Below are 14,825 nucleotides of genomic sequence, written 5' to 3'. Positions count from 1 at the left end.
GTATGAAATGGATAAATCCTTCTTTATGAAGCTAAAACCGGCTATTTTACTGCTTACCTGTATGTTCCTTGCAGGCGTATCACACACCCAGGTGATCGATTCATTACTCATCAATTACAATAAACGGCTGCCGCAGGAGAAAGTATATGTTCAGTTCGATAATGGCACTTATGGCCCCGGGCAAACGATCTTTTTCAAAGCGTATCTGATGTCGGGCACGGCAACATCGCAAATCAGCCGTAATTTTTATATCGACTGGTATGATGCAGGGGGAAAGCTGATCAGTCATCTTGCGGCGCCTGTTGTTTATTCATCAGCCTCAGGAAGTTTTACCATACCTGCACAATATGCCGGCGACAAGCTGGAGGCCGTTGCCTATACCAAATGGATGCTCAATTTTGATTCTGCGTTCCTCTTCAGGAAAAAATTCAATGTAGTGGGAGCGAAATCTGCACAGGTTGTACAGAAAACAGGTGTTCCTGTTACTAATCTCAGTTTCTACCCGGAGGGCGGAGATCTGGTAGAAAATATATCCTGCCTTACGGCATTCAAAGCCATCAATACTGCCGGAGAGCCCGTTCAGCTGAATGGTATTGTGAAGAATAACAAGGATGAGCTGGTGGCCGAATTTTCAACTGTGCACGACGGAATGGGGTCACTCAGGTACACGCCAAGACCCGGCGAGATCTATACTGCTTACTGGAAAGATGAAACCGGAAAGGACCGCAGCGTAACATTGCCCGCGGCCAAACCATCGGGTGTTGTATTGTCTGTTCTGAATGGGAGCCAGCAAAGACAGTTCTCGATAGAGCGCTCAGCCAGCGTGCCTGATGAGCAGAAAAAAATAACCATCGTAGCAACGATGAACCAGCAGGTGGTGTTCAGGGCATTGGCCAATCTTGAAAATAAAACAAGGGTTGCGGCGCTGCTGCCAACGGGTAATTTTTTCTCGGGAGTATTGCTGTTAACACTTTTTGATAAGAACCAGAAGCCGCTGGCAGAGCGGATACTGTTCGTAAACAATAACGAATATCATGTAGAAGCATCGGTTGCAACTGATACGGTGAGCCTTGAAAAAAGAGGTTATAATGCTTATGAGATAGTATTGCCCGATTCCACGCCGGTTAACCTGTCCATGGCTGTTACTGATGCAGAAGCGGGCGCTGATCCATCGTCTAATATCATTTCAAGGCTGTTACTGTCGTCGGAGATCAAAGGCTATATCAAAAATCCAACCTATTATTTTTCTGACGGGGAAGACGCGGAAAAAGCTTCGCGGCTTGATCTTGTGATGCTGACGAATGGCTGGAGGAGATATAACTGGAATGATATCTGGGCCGGTAAAATCCCAGCGCCGAAATACGGACCCGATACTTCCTACCTGACCATTGCGGGAAAGATCGATAATCTCAATGAGAGCAAGATCAAAAAGGCACAGATGGTGAACCTGATCCTGCAGAGCAAAGATTCGTCGCGGCAGTTTATTTTCTCACCCTTAAAACCGGACGGCAGTTTTGAAGAGAATAACCTGATCCTTTTCGATACCACAAAAGTGTATTACCAGCTGAACCGGACAAGCCTGCCCGGAAGAAGCCAGGTGAAAATCGGCAATAATTTCTACCAGCCGGATCCGCGCAGTTTATTACCCGCAACACCGCCTTTTTTCATTACAGATACTGCAGCTATTGCACGGACAAGAATACTGGCTGAGCAACAGGCCAAAGCAGATGAGCTCATGAAGCAATCGACCCTACAGGAAGTAGTGGTTAAAACAAGGGTACGAACCAGGCTGGAAGAGATGGATGAAAAATATGCAAATGGCATGTTTACCGGGTCGGATGCGATCATGTTTGACGTGATTACAGACCCGCGGTCGCAATCTGCGGGAACGGTGCTGAATTACCTTCAATCTACTGTAGCGGGATTAAAGATCACCAATTCATTGAGTAATGATGCAACCGTAAGCTGGCGCGGCAGTGGTACAGCCATGTTCATAGATGAAATGCCCACAGATGCAGAAAGACTGAATACCATTTCCATGGCGGATGTGGCCTTTATTAAGGTTTTCAGACCGCCGTTCATGGGTGCGATCGGTGGCGGAGCCGGCGGTGCGATCGCCGTGTATACACGTAAAGGCGATGACCAGGGCGGACAGTATAAAGGACTCGATTATACTTTGTTGCCGGGCTATTCCCCTGCAAAGCAGTTCTATCATCCCAATTATGCGGAACAGCAGCAGACTTACACAGCAAATGATTTCAGGAAGACCCTCTACTGGAAACCCTATATTGTAACCGATGGCAGCGTAAAGAAACTGAAGATCAGGTTTTACAATAATGATATCAGTAAATCCATCCGGATATTACTGGAAGGTGTATCAGAAGACGGAAGATTCATACATATCAGTAAATTGCTGAAATAATGTATTGAATCAACAATCAACCTAAAAGAAAAACGTGTATCCATCTATTCAGTCGAAACTGCCGGAGGTAGGCACTACTATATTCACCGTAATGAGCCAGCTGGCTGCTGCGTCCGGCGCAGTAAACCTGGGTCAGGGTTTCCCGGATTTTTCCATGAGCGGGGAGCTTACAGATTTAGTGGCCAAAGCCATGAACGATGGGTTTAACCAGTATACCCATATGAACGGCTACCCGTTGTTAAGGCAAAGACTTACTGAAAAAGCCCAGCGTCTTTACAAAACAGCAATAGATCCGGAGTCTGATATTACCATTACACCCGGCGGAACCTATGCCATCTATACAGCACTTACTGCCGTATTGCAGCCGGGCGATGAAGTGATCATATTTGAACCCGCGTACGACAGCTATATTCCCAATATAGAAGTAAACGGTGCAATACCCGTTCGCATACCGTTGCAGTTTCCGGATTATGCAATCCCATGGCAGGAAGTACGAGCGCGTATAACAGCGAAAACACGTGTGATCATGATCAATACACCGCATAATCCGACAGGAAGTGTATTGAATAAAGAAGACATGCTCCAATTGCAGGCAATAACAACAGGCACCAATATCATTGTATTGAGTGACGAAGTATACGAACATCTCATCTTCGATGGCATAGAACACCAGAGTGTACTGCGTTATCCAGAATTATTAAAGCGGAGCTTTGTATGCTTCTCCTTTGGAAAAACGTATCACTGCACGGGCTGGAAACTGGGTTATTGCATTGCTCCGGAACCTTTGATGCGCGAATTCAGGAAAGTGCACCAGTTCAACTGTTTCAGCTGCGATACACCTAAACAGGTGGCGCTTGCAGCGTATCTGCTCAATGAAGAGGCTTATCTTTCACTGGGTACGCAGATACAGCAGAAACGGGATTTTTTCAGAACACTGATGCAGGATACACCGTTCCGTTGCATTCCTTCTCACGGCAGTTATTTTGAATGTTACAGCTATGGCCACTTTTCTCAGGAAGCGGATAAGGAAATCGCCATCCGGCTCACAAAAGAATATGGCATTGCAACCATACCTGTATCTGCTTTCTATAAGGATAATACAGATCATAAAGTACTGCGGTTCTGTTTTGCGAAAAAAGAAGAAACATTGGCAAAAGCAGTGGCGCAGCTGAAACATCTTTAAAATCATCTCCGGCACCTTCCGGCAACCGGAGACTATGAAAGGAAAAGAGCGCAGCCGTTTATTTCAGCCTGCTGCTGAATTGATGGAATAGTTGAATAACATCTCTTTTATTATAGTTGGCCAGCCTGCCATATTCAAACAGGAAATTCCTGGGCGGGAACATGGTTTTATCGGGCATGGCAACAGAATCCGAGAAGAGCCTTACTTTATACAATCGCATTCCTTTTGAACTATCCAGTTTTTTTGAAAATGTATACGGGATATCGGAAAGCGCATTCGTAAAATAATAGCTGGCCGAATCCGGTCTTAGCCTGCCAGGCCTTTGTTTGCCATAAAACGTTTCAACTACGACCTGGCCTTCCTTCTTTATTACCGGACCCAGCTTGCCAGGATAATAATAGGATACATAGAATTCATCGCCGCGTATCATATTCTTAGCGAGAAAAGAATCCAGTTTCAGTTTTATGCCGCGGGCGTCTTTTGACCGGAATAAAAAACCAACGGAATCGGTTTGTTTATAAATGAAATAGGGAGCAGTGCCTGGAATCGGCGCATCTGTTTCAAATACAAATGTTGGTCTGAGCCTGAATAAGATACTGTCTTTATAATAAAACAAGGCAGACGTGTCTTTAATATAAACGAATTTATTTTTATCAAGCACGTGAAGACTTTGCGGGAAGTGCATGATCAATGCAATTGCCTTCATGTCTTTATCAGAATTTATATTGTTCTTACAGGAAACTGATGCAAGCATAGTTGACAATAAGAGGAGTACTACGATGAATTTATATGCGTTGTAATTTTTCATTTATCAGGGATTTGCATTCCAGAAGCCATACGATGAATGATATTGTTTGGAAACCGGACTGACCAGCTTCCCGATATTAGTACCCAGGAACGAACAATCGCTGAGGAAAGAATAAGTAATACCATAATCAAGTTCCATCCCTGCATATAAGATGAGGCTGTTTTGTGCAGCTTCGGGTGTGAAGGATGGTGTACCTGTTCCCTGCGTATAGTCTATTGCTGTTCCCGGAGGCGCACTGCCATTCATGACGATACTGCCATGTGTGAGTGATACCCAGGCCCATGTGTTGGTAAGCGGGTCTGCCAGCTTTACCTTGCCAATTTCTTTTGAAACAAGCCACCAGCCACCACCTGCACCGGAAAAACATTTCCAGGAAGGATTTTTGAATTTTGTAATCCCGTTAATATCCATCACATCCGCACCGATACCAACAGATAAAGGCGTGGAGTTATTTGCTTCAAAATGAAAATCGGCTTCCTGTTCATCATAACAGGAAGTGGGGCTGACGGGCACAAACGCTGAGCCATTCCCAAAACTGCAATTACCCGTACTGAAAACATATACTTCAGAAATGATCTCGCCTGTGCGGATATCGAAGAGGATCCAATACCAATCAATACAGAGATCCTCTTCCGGAGCACGGCGATCAGGCCGGTTAACTGTAGCATCTGAGATCTTTACTGCAGTATTACTGATACTTTTGGCCTTTTTTATCTGCTCCCTGCCATCAACTGTGGTTTGCCAGCCCATTGATGGCGTTCCATCTATATTCCATCTTGTTACAGCCTGTCCAGAATTTAACCTGTTTATTGTAAAAAGCGCTTTTAATTGTTCAATGCTCCCGGCTTCATAAACACCTTCTGCTTCATAACGCTGATCCTTTTCACGCAGGACAAGAAATTTTTTTGCATCCGGATCTTCCGCTTTCAGCTTCGCGGGAATAATATGACACACTGTTCCGTCCGGCTTTACAAAACGAGTGCTACGCGTGCAATCCAGAGATTTCATGATAACGGCAAGATTGCGCCTGACCGGTTCCGAACCCTGTTGTATTGCCTGCTGGTACCAGGCGGAAACAGATTGAAAAGAAGCGCCGGTATGATCTCTCACCCGTGTATCGTTTTTTTTACAAGCAAAAAACGCTGTGCCAACGCCACATACAAACAGAAAAGCTTTTTTACTCATGGTCTGTGATTTTTTTTGGAAAATAACAGACAAAAAAATACTTATCAAAGGAGGAAAATACCCTATTTTGAAAAATTGCCGTAGCAGATCGCATGACCAATATGCGGCAATCATATCTAAGTTTGCAAGTTGTTGTTGGTTCTGCTGATTCCAACGTCCGGAAGACATTTTAATTCTTTAAACAGCTTTAAGCTCATCACTACTGGTCACTCAGGCCGCTGGGCCTAGCCTAAGCTGATGTCTCCCGGAGGGGACTCAGCGCAGCACGCAGTCGCTATTTTTAAAGCTGCTTATCAATTCTAACGTTCAGGCGGGTACCGGCATTTGTCGCTCAGGCCGTTGGGCCTCGTCTTTGCGCCAGCGCTTCTTTGGTCTCTATCGGAATATGCTGCGCATCATTTCGATTACCTGCACCCGAAAAGACGCCTCTGCAAAGACTGGTAGATTTATTTGATTGATTCGTGGAGAGATAACTTTTGGAAAGTTCCGGAACTTTCCAAAAGTTTAACGCTTTTTTGCTGCTCGACTAACTGCAACATGAAAACGATAGGGTGATTATTTAGACTTATAAAGTTATTGGTGATTAGATAGCAATAACGGGAAAAGCAAGCATTGGAAGACCTGGTCAGATAAAAAACTTTTTTATATACAAAAAATATTTAATTTTAAAACAAACTAACTCTGATGCAAAGAAAAAATAATATCCTGCTCTTTTTGTTGTTTTTAGGAATAACGATTATCTCCTGTAAGAAATTCGGCGACAATACACAGCATATTATTCAAATCGAAGAATCTGTAATTAGGGGTATTGCAAAAGCTTGGGATAATGCAAACAATGAAAATAAAATAGCATATAAAGATCGAGCACACGATTTTTATATGTCATTAGATTACAGTCAGGCGTTTATTGCAGAACGCCCTAATAAACCGGACCTATACGTGATTAAGATCAATAGACAATCTGTAAAAGGTGAAAATTGGTATTTATCCATTAGCAAATCAAATAAAGGATATCAAACGGAAGGGATATTTACAACCAGAGATATAGAAAATATTACCACATTACTCACTAAAAAACGCGTTCCGAGGGGGACTCTGGTAACGCAATATCTTATCGATGGATCGCCCAATATGGCTTGGGAGACAACCGCATCAGGCCAATCGAAAGAGAAGAAGATCAAAAAATATATCAAACAAGTTGAGACTACTAATGCCGCTAAAAACAAAGTAAATAGTACAGAAAAAGCAGTGAATGTGCTTCCTCCGGATGAGCAACCTTGCATTGATTGGTACTGGACCGTTTGGGATGTTGATACAGGTGAAATACTTTCTGAAGAATATCTTTATAGTACAGGTAATTGCGTAGAACCACCTTCTGGACCAGCGCCGGAGCCAATGAATCCCGGATGCGCAATTAGTCCAGAAGATGCTGATGCTATTATAAACGATATTATTGCATATGGTAATGGCACAGGAACTGTTACTGGTACAGTTGGACCGGAAACAACTAATTCAACTACAGGTATTACAAAAAGAACCATGTCACTACAGTTAGAATTTTATTCTACAACTATCCCCGGTTCTTCCGGGCCAGTACATTATTATGCATACTTTAGCGGCATTCATAAAAGGAACCCGGGCGAGCCGTGGAAGTGGGAATATCTAAATTACGTGAGTTCTGGTTCCGGGGGTGAACTACCTCCATGCATTGAAACCGATTGGACCTTTTCGCCAACACTGTTAATTGCTGGGGATTCTACAAGCTATTATTTAAGCTATAATCACCTAATTAACTTTAGAGTATCTTGTTTCGGCTGGGGTAAAAAATTAGCTTCTGCATCAGGATCTTCAAGTAATTTGAACTTTAACGCAGCAAAAACACAGTATGAATAAGTTAATACTTATTTTTCTTCTCTTCTTCACCAAACAGGCTATTCATGCACAAGTCAGCCATGAGATTAAAGCAGTGTCGGTTACTTATTTATTCCCATTAATTGATAATGCAGGCAAGTTTATCAGGCACGAAGTTTTTGACGTTAATATTTATGCTTATAAAGATCTTCGTCTATACGAGATGCCATTTTGGGAGTTGGGCATAAAAGGAGAATATGAGCGCCCCCCTCTTAAACACGAAGTTTATTATTTATATAAAGTTGGAGATACCATTGGCTTCAAATCAGAGAACCACGAAAAACTTTTTAATCTATGTATTCCGATAGATACGTTTATGAAACAAAGCTGGTTTTCGAATGAAAATTTTAATCAATATTCTCTTTTTAAAGACTCCTATATGAAGCTTATTTCTATTAAAAAAGATTCAATCACTGGAGCAGTTGAGGAAATATATGATGCAAAAGAAAAAGAAGACACAACAAGCACTGCCCGGTGCTATTTCCTTTATAAACCCATGATTCATTCATTTGGCATTACATTGTCAAGAGAATTAGACAGTATAAAACAAATGCGCCTGTGCAGGGTAAAAGTAATGAATAACCCAAGATTATATAAAAATTTACTGATTGAAACCGCGCCATTAGAATTTCGTCTTGATGAAGTGCCGGTAGAAGTGCCCGAACGTTATATAAAACTGTTCAACATGTACTACGATCTTAAAAAAAGGTCAAGGCAGGCTGAATAGCATAACAAAAATCTCCGTTCTTATGATTAAGAACCTTTTAGTTGTTATATATTTTTCATGTATTTGCATCTCCGCAGATGCACAACATCCTTCAGTGAAAGCTGTTACTATTAATTCATTGTTTCCGAAAATCAGTGATTCCGGAAAATACATGGGACACGATACCCTTACGGTAAAGATCATCGGCTACCAGGATCTGCGCATATATGAGATTCCATTGTTTACTTTTAATGATTCTACCTCAGGAAAAACGGTTTTTTATCTTATGCATAAGACCGGCGACAAGACCGGCTTTAAAACAGACGGTAATAACAGTTTGTTTACCCAGCAGGTTTCTGCAGATTCAATCATCGCAGCCAACTGGTTTTCAAATGAAAATCTTGATCAGTATGTGATTTTCACTTTGTCAGATATGCAGTTGTTGTCTTCTGAGAAAGATAAGGAAACAGGGATAGTGCAAGACGTCTACCGTGCACGTGCAAAAAAGGATAGCACACTTACGGGAACCTGCACTTTTATTTATAAACCGGCTATGAATACATTTGAAGCTACGCTGTCAAAAGAATTGGATAGCCTCAAACAGATGCGGTTGGCTGAGGTAAGGATTGTCAACGATTCCATGAAATATAAGAACATTGTTATCGATCCGATTCCAATGAAACTTTGGCTGGAAGAAACTCCTGTCTCAGATCCTGAGAAATACATGGAAATGTTCCGTAAGTATAAAAAGCCGTAACCGGTGCAGAGATAACTTTTGGAAAGTTCCGGAACTTTCCAAAAGTTTAAGCTATATACGGTGATGATTTACCAGCCATCACCATCTACCATATTTCCCAGGCCGCCCAGTATGCTGCCTTCTTCTTTTCTTTTGAAGGTGCCGTATTGCAGAATACGCCCTGCAAGCCTGCTGATCGGTAAGGTCTGGATCCAGACGGTGCCGGAGCCGCGGAGTGTGGCAAAGAATAAACCTTCACCGCCGAATATGGTATTTTTAATACCGCCCACAAACTGGATATCGTAATCGATGCCATGCGTAAAACCGACTATACAGCCGGTATCGATCTTCAGCACTTCGCCGGGGATCAGCCTGCGCTCTATCACATGGCCGCCTGCATGCATGAATGCCATACCATCGCCTTCCAGTTTTTCCATGATGAAACCTTCGCCTCCGAATAAGCCGGTACCCAGCTTGCGCTGAAATTCGATGCCAATGCTCACGCCTTTGGCTGCACAGAGAAATGCATCTTTCTGGCAGATCACACGATTGCCAAGCCGTGCGAGATCAAGTGCGATGATCTTTCCCGGGTAAGGCGATGCGAAACTCACACATTTCTTGCCATGTGCCACATTGGTAAATGCGGTCATGAAAAGACTTTCGCCAACAAGGATCCTTTTGCCGGCATTGAACAATTTGCCTAAGAGCCCGCCCGACTGCTGCTGGCTGCCATCGCCGAACATGGTCTGCATCTGGATCCCGTCGTCCATCATCATAAATGCACCCGGCTCTGCAATCGCTGTTTCGTTGGGGTCGAGTTCTATTTCTACGTACTGCATTTCTTCGCCGAAAATGCGGTAGTCGATTTCATGGTTCTGTATCATAATAAGTATGTTTAATAGCGGGGTTAAATTAAGTAATTAAATGAGTGGCGGATAGCCGCTGGTGTAAAAGATAATAACTTCAAAAAAAGGGCCGCTCCTGAAAAGAAGCGGCCGATGATTATTAACCAAAACCCAAGGCAGTCTAGAACCAGCTGCCCGTAAAGGATTTATTTACTGTTTCTACATTTCTCATTCTCGCTTCACGGCGTTTCCTGTGGATCCTGTGACGGATCATGGTTACTACCATCATTGGCAGGAACACCAGCGTAAGCGGCGGAATACCCATCATACTCACCCACTGACCGCCGTACATCCTGCGCATCGGCCTGCGCAGACGTTCTGCGATGAGGTACATGCTCGGAACAATCACCAGCGTCATGAAGAACGCGAATGCAAGTCCGAAGATGATGGTCCAGCTCAACGGCTTCCAGAACACCACGTTATCACCTCCGAAGAAGATATGCGGGTTGAGTTCTGAGAACAGCGTAATGAAGTTGATGTTGAAGCCGATCGCGATCGGGATAAAGCCCAGGATCGCTGCCAGTGCGGTAAGCAGTACCGGGATGATACGTGTTTTACCCGCCTCAATAACAGCTGCCCTGGTTTTCATTCCCCTCGAACGTAACTCATCCGCAAACTCGATCACAAGGATACCGTTCTTCACCACGATACCAGCCAGACCTACGATACCAAGACCTGTCATCAGACCCGATACTTCCATTCCCGTAATGGTGAACCCGAGGAACACACCGATCACGCTGAAGATGATCTCGGTTAAGATGATCACGGATTTACTTACAGAATTGAACTGCAGTACCAGTACGAACAGGATCAGCATCAGTGCGATCAGCAGCGCCTTACCAAGGAACGCAACGGTTTCTGCCTGCTGCTCTCCTTCTCCGGTTTGTTTGATGGTTACCCCATCTGCCTTGCCTTTGAAGTTGCTGATATGTTTCGCGAGCACCTGGTTCACAGCAGTTGCGTTATAACCTTTGGAGGTAAGCACATTAGATCTTAACGTGATCAGCCTTTTCTGGTTCTTACGCTTTACACTTCCGAGTGTGCTGGTTGGTTCTACTTTCACCAGTGCGCTGATAGGAATGCTCTTCACCTGGCCGGTTGCCATATCGCGGAAAGATACTTTCATGTTCAGCAGATCTACCAGGTTCTTGCGCTGCAGTTCGTTGTTGCGCAGCTGGATCTTATATTCATCTTTTCCTTCCTTGATCTTCGATACTTCACGGCCAAACAGCGCCGTACGGATCTGCATACCGATCTGGGCTGATGATACACCTTCGATCAATGCACGCTCACGATCTACAGACAACGTGATCTCAGGGTTCTTCAGGTCCACATCCATCTTCAGTTCTTCTACGCCAGGCACCTGTAACAGGTCGAGGTAGTTTTTGAGCGAAGTGGCTGTTTTGATCAGGTTATCGAAATCTTCACTGGCGATCTCGATGTTGATCGGTGGATCTGTTGGCGGACCGCTGCTTTCCTGGTCTACACTGATCTCTGCACCAGGAATGCCTTTCATTTCAGCCCTGATCTGGTCCATATATGGTTTTGTAGCTACCCCATGACGTTTTTCAAATTCCACGAATGAAACCTGGATACGTCCGAGTTCGCTTCTTGTACTTCTGTCGCCCAGGCTCGGATCGTTTGCACCTACTGCCACGTTACTGATCACACTTTCCACAACCGGGTTTTCTTTACCGTTACCAATGCCGAGCACTTTGTTTACGCGGCCTTCGAGGATTCTTGTGATAGAGTCGGTATATTCCACATTGGTTCCTACAGGTAATTTCAGGTAAACGAAGATCTGGTTCGGATCTCCTTTAGGGAAGAAGGTTACAGGAACCCTTCCGCTTCCGATAGCACCGATAAAGATGAAGAGCGAAAGGAAGAACAGTCCGATGGTTCCCAGTAACAGGTGTACCGGACGCCAGCCTTTCAGCGCCCAGTTCAGCAGGCTCTCATAATGGCTCATGATCCATGGCAATGCACGGTGCTGGAATGAGTGGATCGCATGATCCAGTACAAAACGATTCAGCAGGATCAGCAGCATGAAGAACAGGAGCAGGTTACCCCAGAACGGAGCTCCGAGCAGGTCGAGCAATATGCCGAGGCCGATAGCGATCCAGAACCCTGGTTTTTTGAAGATGGCGTTTTTAGGCTCTTTATTGTCTTCGTCATCACGGTGGTTCATGAAGTCGACCGCAAATACGGGGTTCATGATGAACGCCACTACGAGCGATGCCGCCAGTGTAAAGATGAGCATCGTTGGCAGGTATACCATGAACTTACCGATGATACCCGGCCAGAAGAGCAGCGGGAAGAACGGTGCAAGTGTGGTTAATGTACCCGCAAGTACCGGAACGAATACCTCTCCAGCCGCCATACGTGCCGACATGGTGATCGGAATTTTTCCTTTTCCATCCATGAAGATCCGGTGTGTATTCTCGATTACCACGATCGCATCATCCACGATGATACCCAGACCGAACAGCAATGCAAAGAGCACAATGAAGTTCAATGTTACATGCGTACCAACGATCAGGTCGGCTCCCGGCAGGAACACAAAGGCCAGGAACATACTCAGCGGCACCGATAAGGCCACGAAGAACGCGTTGACCACACCCATGAAGAACATAAGTACGATCAGTACCAGCACGAAGCCGATTACGATGGAGTTTACCAGCTCATTGAACGATGTTCTTGTTTTGATACTCTGGTCGCCGGTTACAACGGCTTTCAGGTCATTCGGGAAAAGTACACCTTTCGATTCTTCCACGATCTTCTTCACACCATCACTGGTCTCGATCAGGTTCTCTCCGCTACGTTTGATGATGTTCAGCGTTACCACATTCTTGCCGTCCAGGCGCGCATAACTCTCTTTCTCTTTGGTGGTATCGATGATCTTGGCGATGTCTTTCAGGTAGATTGGTGCGCCGCTTGTATTGCGGAGGATGATCTTTTCGATATCGAAAGCCGTTTTCAGCTGACCTTTCAGCTGCAGGTTCCTTTTCATGTTCCCCACATCCAGCAGACCACCGGAAATATCCATGTTCTCACGCTGTACTGCATTGGAAATATCATCAAAAGTGATACCTGCGCTCTGCATGCGATAGTTGTCTACATTGATCTGGAACTCTCTTTCAGGAGCACCTACAATGTCAACACGGTTGATCTGCGAAAGATCTTCCAGCCTGTCTTTCAGATCATCCGCATATTTTTTAAGACGCTGGAGATCATAATCACCGCTGAGGTTCACGTACATGATCGGCTGCTCGCTCAGGCTCACTTCCAGTACGGTTGGTTCTTGTGTAAGGTCATTGGGCAGATCCTGCTTGGCCTTGTCTACCGCATCCTTCACTTTCTGAAGTGCAATATCCGTTTTAACATCGGTATCGAACTCTACGATCACGGCAGAATAATCCTGCTGGGAGGTACTGGTGAACTTTTTGATCTTGGCACCGGTAATACCCTTGATCTGTTTTTCAATCGGCCTGGTTACCAGGTTCTCGATGTCTTTGGGTGAGTTACCTACATAAATGGTCTGAACATAAATAGTAGGGATCACGATATCGGGAAACTGCTCTTTCGGCAGCGTCACGAACTGGAAGATCCCGGCCAGGCTCACGAACAGCATCATCAGGTAGATGGATGTCTTGTTCTTGATACTCCAGGTAGTAGGACCGAACTCCTTGAACTTCCCTTTTATATTTTCTAATACACTCATACAATTAGTTTAATGTTTGATCCTCGGTGAGAGGGTATGATTACAGGTCTATTTTGTATCTGTTGTGATCATCTGTCCTTCGTACAGGCTCTGGAAACCATCTGTGATCACTACATCACCTGCCTGTAATCCGCTCCTGATCTCGAGGCGATCGCCATAGAGTTCACCTGGTATAACGGTTTTCTTACGCGCAACCAGCTTACCGTTCTCTTTGGATGCAACGAGCACATATTTGCCTTTCTCATCGCTCTGTAAAGTGTTTACAGGTACGGTGATCGCATTTGGTGCTGTGTAATCCTGGATTTTCACAAGTGCAACCTGGTTTGGTCTGAAATCTTTGTCTGCAGGGATCTTTGCTTCAACAAAGAAGCTGCGGCTGTTCGGGTCGATGAGGCGGCCTGATACGCTTACAGTAGCATCGATGGTCTTGTTGATATCGGGCAGCGTTACTTTCACGCGGCTTCCTACTTTCACTTTATCGAGATAATTTTCAGGGATCTGTGTGGTTACTTTCAGCGTACCGGTGTTCACGATCTTGATCTGGTTCATACCGGTGAACAGTTCGCCCACGCGTACATTCACATCTTCTGCAACACCTGACTGCTCGGCATATACATTCGAAAACTGCAATTGCTCTTTCGTGATCTTCAGTTGTTCCTGCGCACTTTTCAGCTGGTTCTCGATATTGTCTACATTGTTCTTTGCAGTGATCAGCTGTACTTCGGTACCAATGTTCTGGTCCCACAGGTTTTTCTGTTTCTGGTACAGGTTCTTTGCAAATGCAAGTTGTGTTTTGAGGGTTTCAAGTCCCTGTTCTGCAGTGGCTACGCTTTGTTTGGCAATTGCGTCGTCCAGTTTTACCAGCAGCTGGCCTTTGCTCACCATATCACCACGTTTTACATAGATGGCTTTTACCTGGCCGCCACCACCACGCGGGGTAACGTAAGAAATATTCTCAGATTCGATCTTACCCTGCAGGTCGATGAAGTGCGAGAAGGTTTCAGGCGCTACCGTTGCAAGTGTAACCAGCTTTGGTTTTTCTTCCTTGGCAAGTGCAGGGTCGATCGCTGCGATCTCTTTTTCGAGCTTTTCGATATCCGTGCTTAACGCTGTCTGCTGCTTTCTTAATTGTTCCAGCTTCGCTTTTTTCTCGCCCAGCTCACCTGCTTCTTTTTTACCGCCGCAGGCTGCAAGCGTAATCGCTGCCGTTGCAACAACTATTACCTGTATGATCTTTTGCATATAATG

Annotated in this window: 10 protein-coding genes; 5 read left to right on the top strand and 5 right to left on the bottom strand. The window is 44.8% G+C overall.

Going from position 1 to position 14,825, the window contains the following annotated elements; genetic code table 11:
• Positions 1 to 25 precede the first annotated feature (25 nt).
• Together B5D42_RS16250 and B5D42_RS16245 are read left to right on the top strand one after the other, a co-directional pair.
• Positions 26 to 2,422, top strand: a complete 2,397-nt coding sequence (locus B5D42_RS16250; RefSeq protein ID WP_139367209.1) for a hypothetical protein — start codon at positions 26 to 28, stop codon at positions 2,420 to 2,422.
• Positions 2,423 to 2,456: 34 nt separating this feature from the next.
• On the top strand, positions 2,457 to 3,605 hold the full coding sequence (locus B5D42_RS16245; protein WP_217698847.1) for a methionine aminotransferase: 1,149 nt from the start codon (positions 2,457 to 2,459) through the stop codon (positions 3,603 to 3,605).
• Positions 3,606 to 3,663: 58 nt separating this feature from the next.
• Here the strand turns inward: B5D42_RS16245 and B5D42_RS16240 are convergent, their stop codons facing one another.
• Positions 3,664 to 4,413, bottom strand: a complete 750-nt coding sequence (locus B5D42_RS16240) for a hypothetical protein (RefSeq protein WP_078832593.1) — start codon at positions 4,411 to 4,413, stop codon at positions 3,664 to 3,666.
• A gap of 3 nt (positions 4,414 to 4,416) precedes the next feature.
• Positions 4,417 to 5,598, bottom strand: a complete 1,182-nt coding sequence (locus tag B5D42_RS16235; protein ID WP_139367208.1) for a hypothetical protein — start codon at positions 5,596 to 5,598, stop codon at positions 4,417 to 4,419.
• A 684-nt stretch (positions 5,599 to 6,282) separates the two neighbouring features.
• Between B5D42_RS16235 and B5D42_RS16230 the strand changes: the two genes are divergently transcribed.
• Genes B5D42_RS16230 through B5D42_RS16220 form a run of 3 tightly spaced genes read left to right on the top strand, consistent with a single transcriptional unit; the run spans position 6,283 to position 8,972 of the window.
• Positions 6,283 to 7,491: a hypothetical protein gene (locus B5D42_RS16230; RefSeq protein ID WP_078832591.1), complete on the top strand. Its 1,209-nt coding sequence runs from the start codon at positions 6,283 to 6,285 to the stop codon at positions 7,489 to 7,491.
• The gene (locus B5D42_RS16225) at positions 7,484 to 8,236 is read left to right on the top strand and encodes a hypothetical protein (RefSeq protein ID WP_078832590.1); all 753 of its coding nucleotides are present in this window, start codon (positions 7,484 to 7,486) and stop codon (positions 8,234 to 8,236) included. The genes B5D42_RS16230 and B5D42_RS16225 overlap by 8 nt, the downstream gene beginning before the upstream one ends.
• 22 nt (positions 8,237 to 8,258) lie before the next feature.
• Complete coding sequence (locus B5D42_RS16220) at positions 8,259 to 8,972, top strand: hypothetical protein (protein ID WP_078832589.1); 714 nt, start codon at positions 8,259 to 8,261, stop codon at positions 8,970 to 8,972.
• 68 nt (positions 8,973 to 9,040) lie between these two features.
• Here the strand turns inward: B5D42_RS16220 and B5D42_RS16215 are convergent, their stop codons facing one another.
• The 3 genes from B5D42_RS16215 to B5D42_RS16205 all read right to left on the bottom strand — a co-directional run bounded on the left by B5D42_RS16215 (position 9,041) and on the right by B5D42_RS16205 (position 14,819).
• On the bottom strand, positions 9,041 to 9,835 hold the full coding sequence (locus tag B5D42_RS16215; protein ID WP_078832588.1) for a TIGR00266 family protein: 795 nt from the start codon (positions 9,833 to 9,835) through the stop codon (positions 9,041 to 9,043).
• 142 nt (positions 9,836 to 9,977) lie between these two features.
• Positions 9,978 to 13,577 carry an efflux RND transporter permease subunit gene (locus B5D42_RS16210; protein ID WP_078832587.1) on the bottom strand — a complete coding sequence of 1,200 codons (3,600 nt, stop codon included), beginning with the start codon at positions 13,575 to 13,577 and terminating at the stop codon, positions 9,978 to 9,980.
• Positions 13,578 to 13,625: 48 nt separating this feature from the next.
• On the bottom strand, positions 13,626 to 14,819 hold the full coding sequence (locus tag B5D42_RS16205; RefSeq protein WP_078832586.1) for an efflux RND transporter periplasmic adaptor subunit: 1,194 nt from the start codon (positions 14,817 to 14,819) through the stop codon (positions 13,626 to 13,628).
• Positions 14,820 to 14,825: the final 6 nt, after the last annotated feature.

This window comes from Sediminibacterium ginsengisoli, assembly GCF_900167075.1.
In the GTDB taxonomy this organism is placed as follows: Bacteria; Bacteroidota; Bacteroidia; order Chitinophagales; family Chitinophagaceae; genus Sediminibacterium; species Sediminibacterium ginsengisoli.
This window is presented reverse-complemented; position numbering and strand designations above follow the sequence as displayed.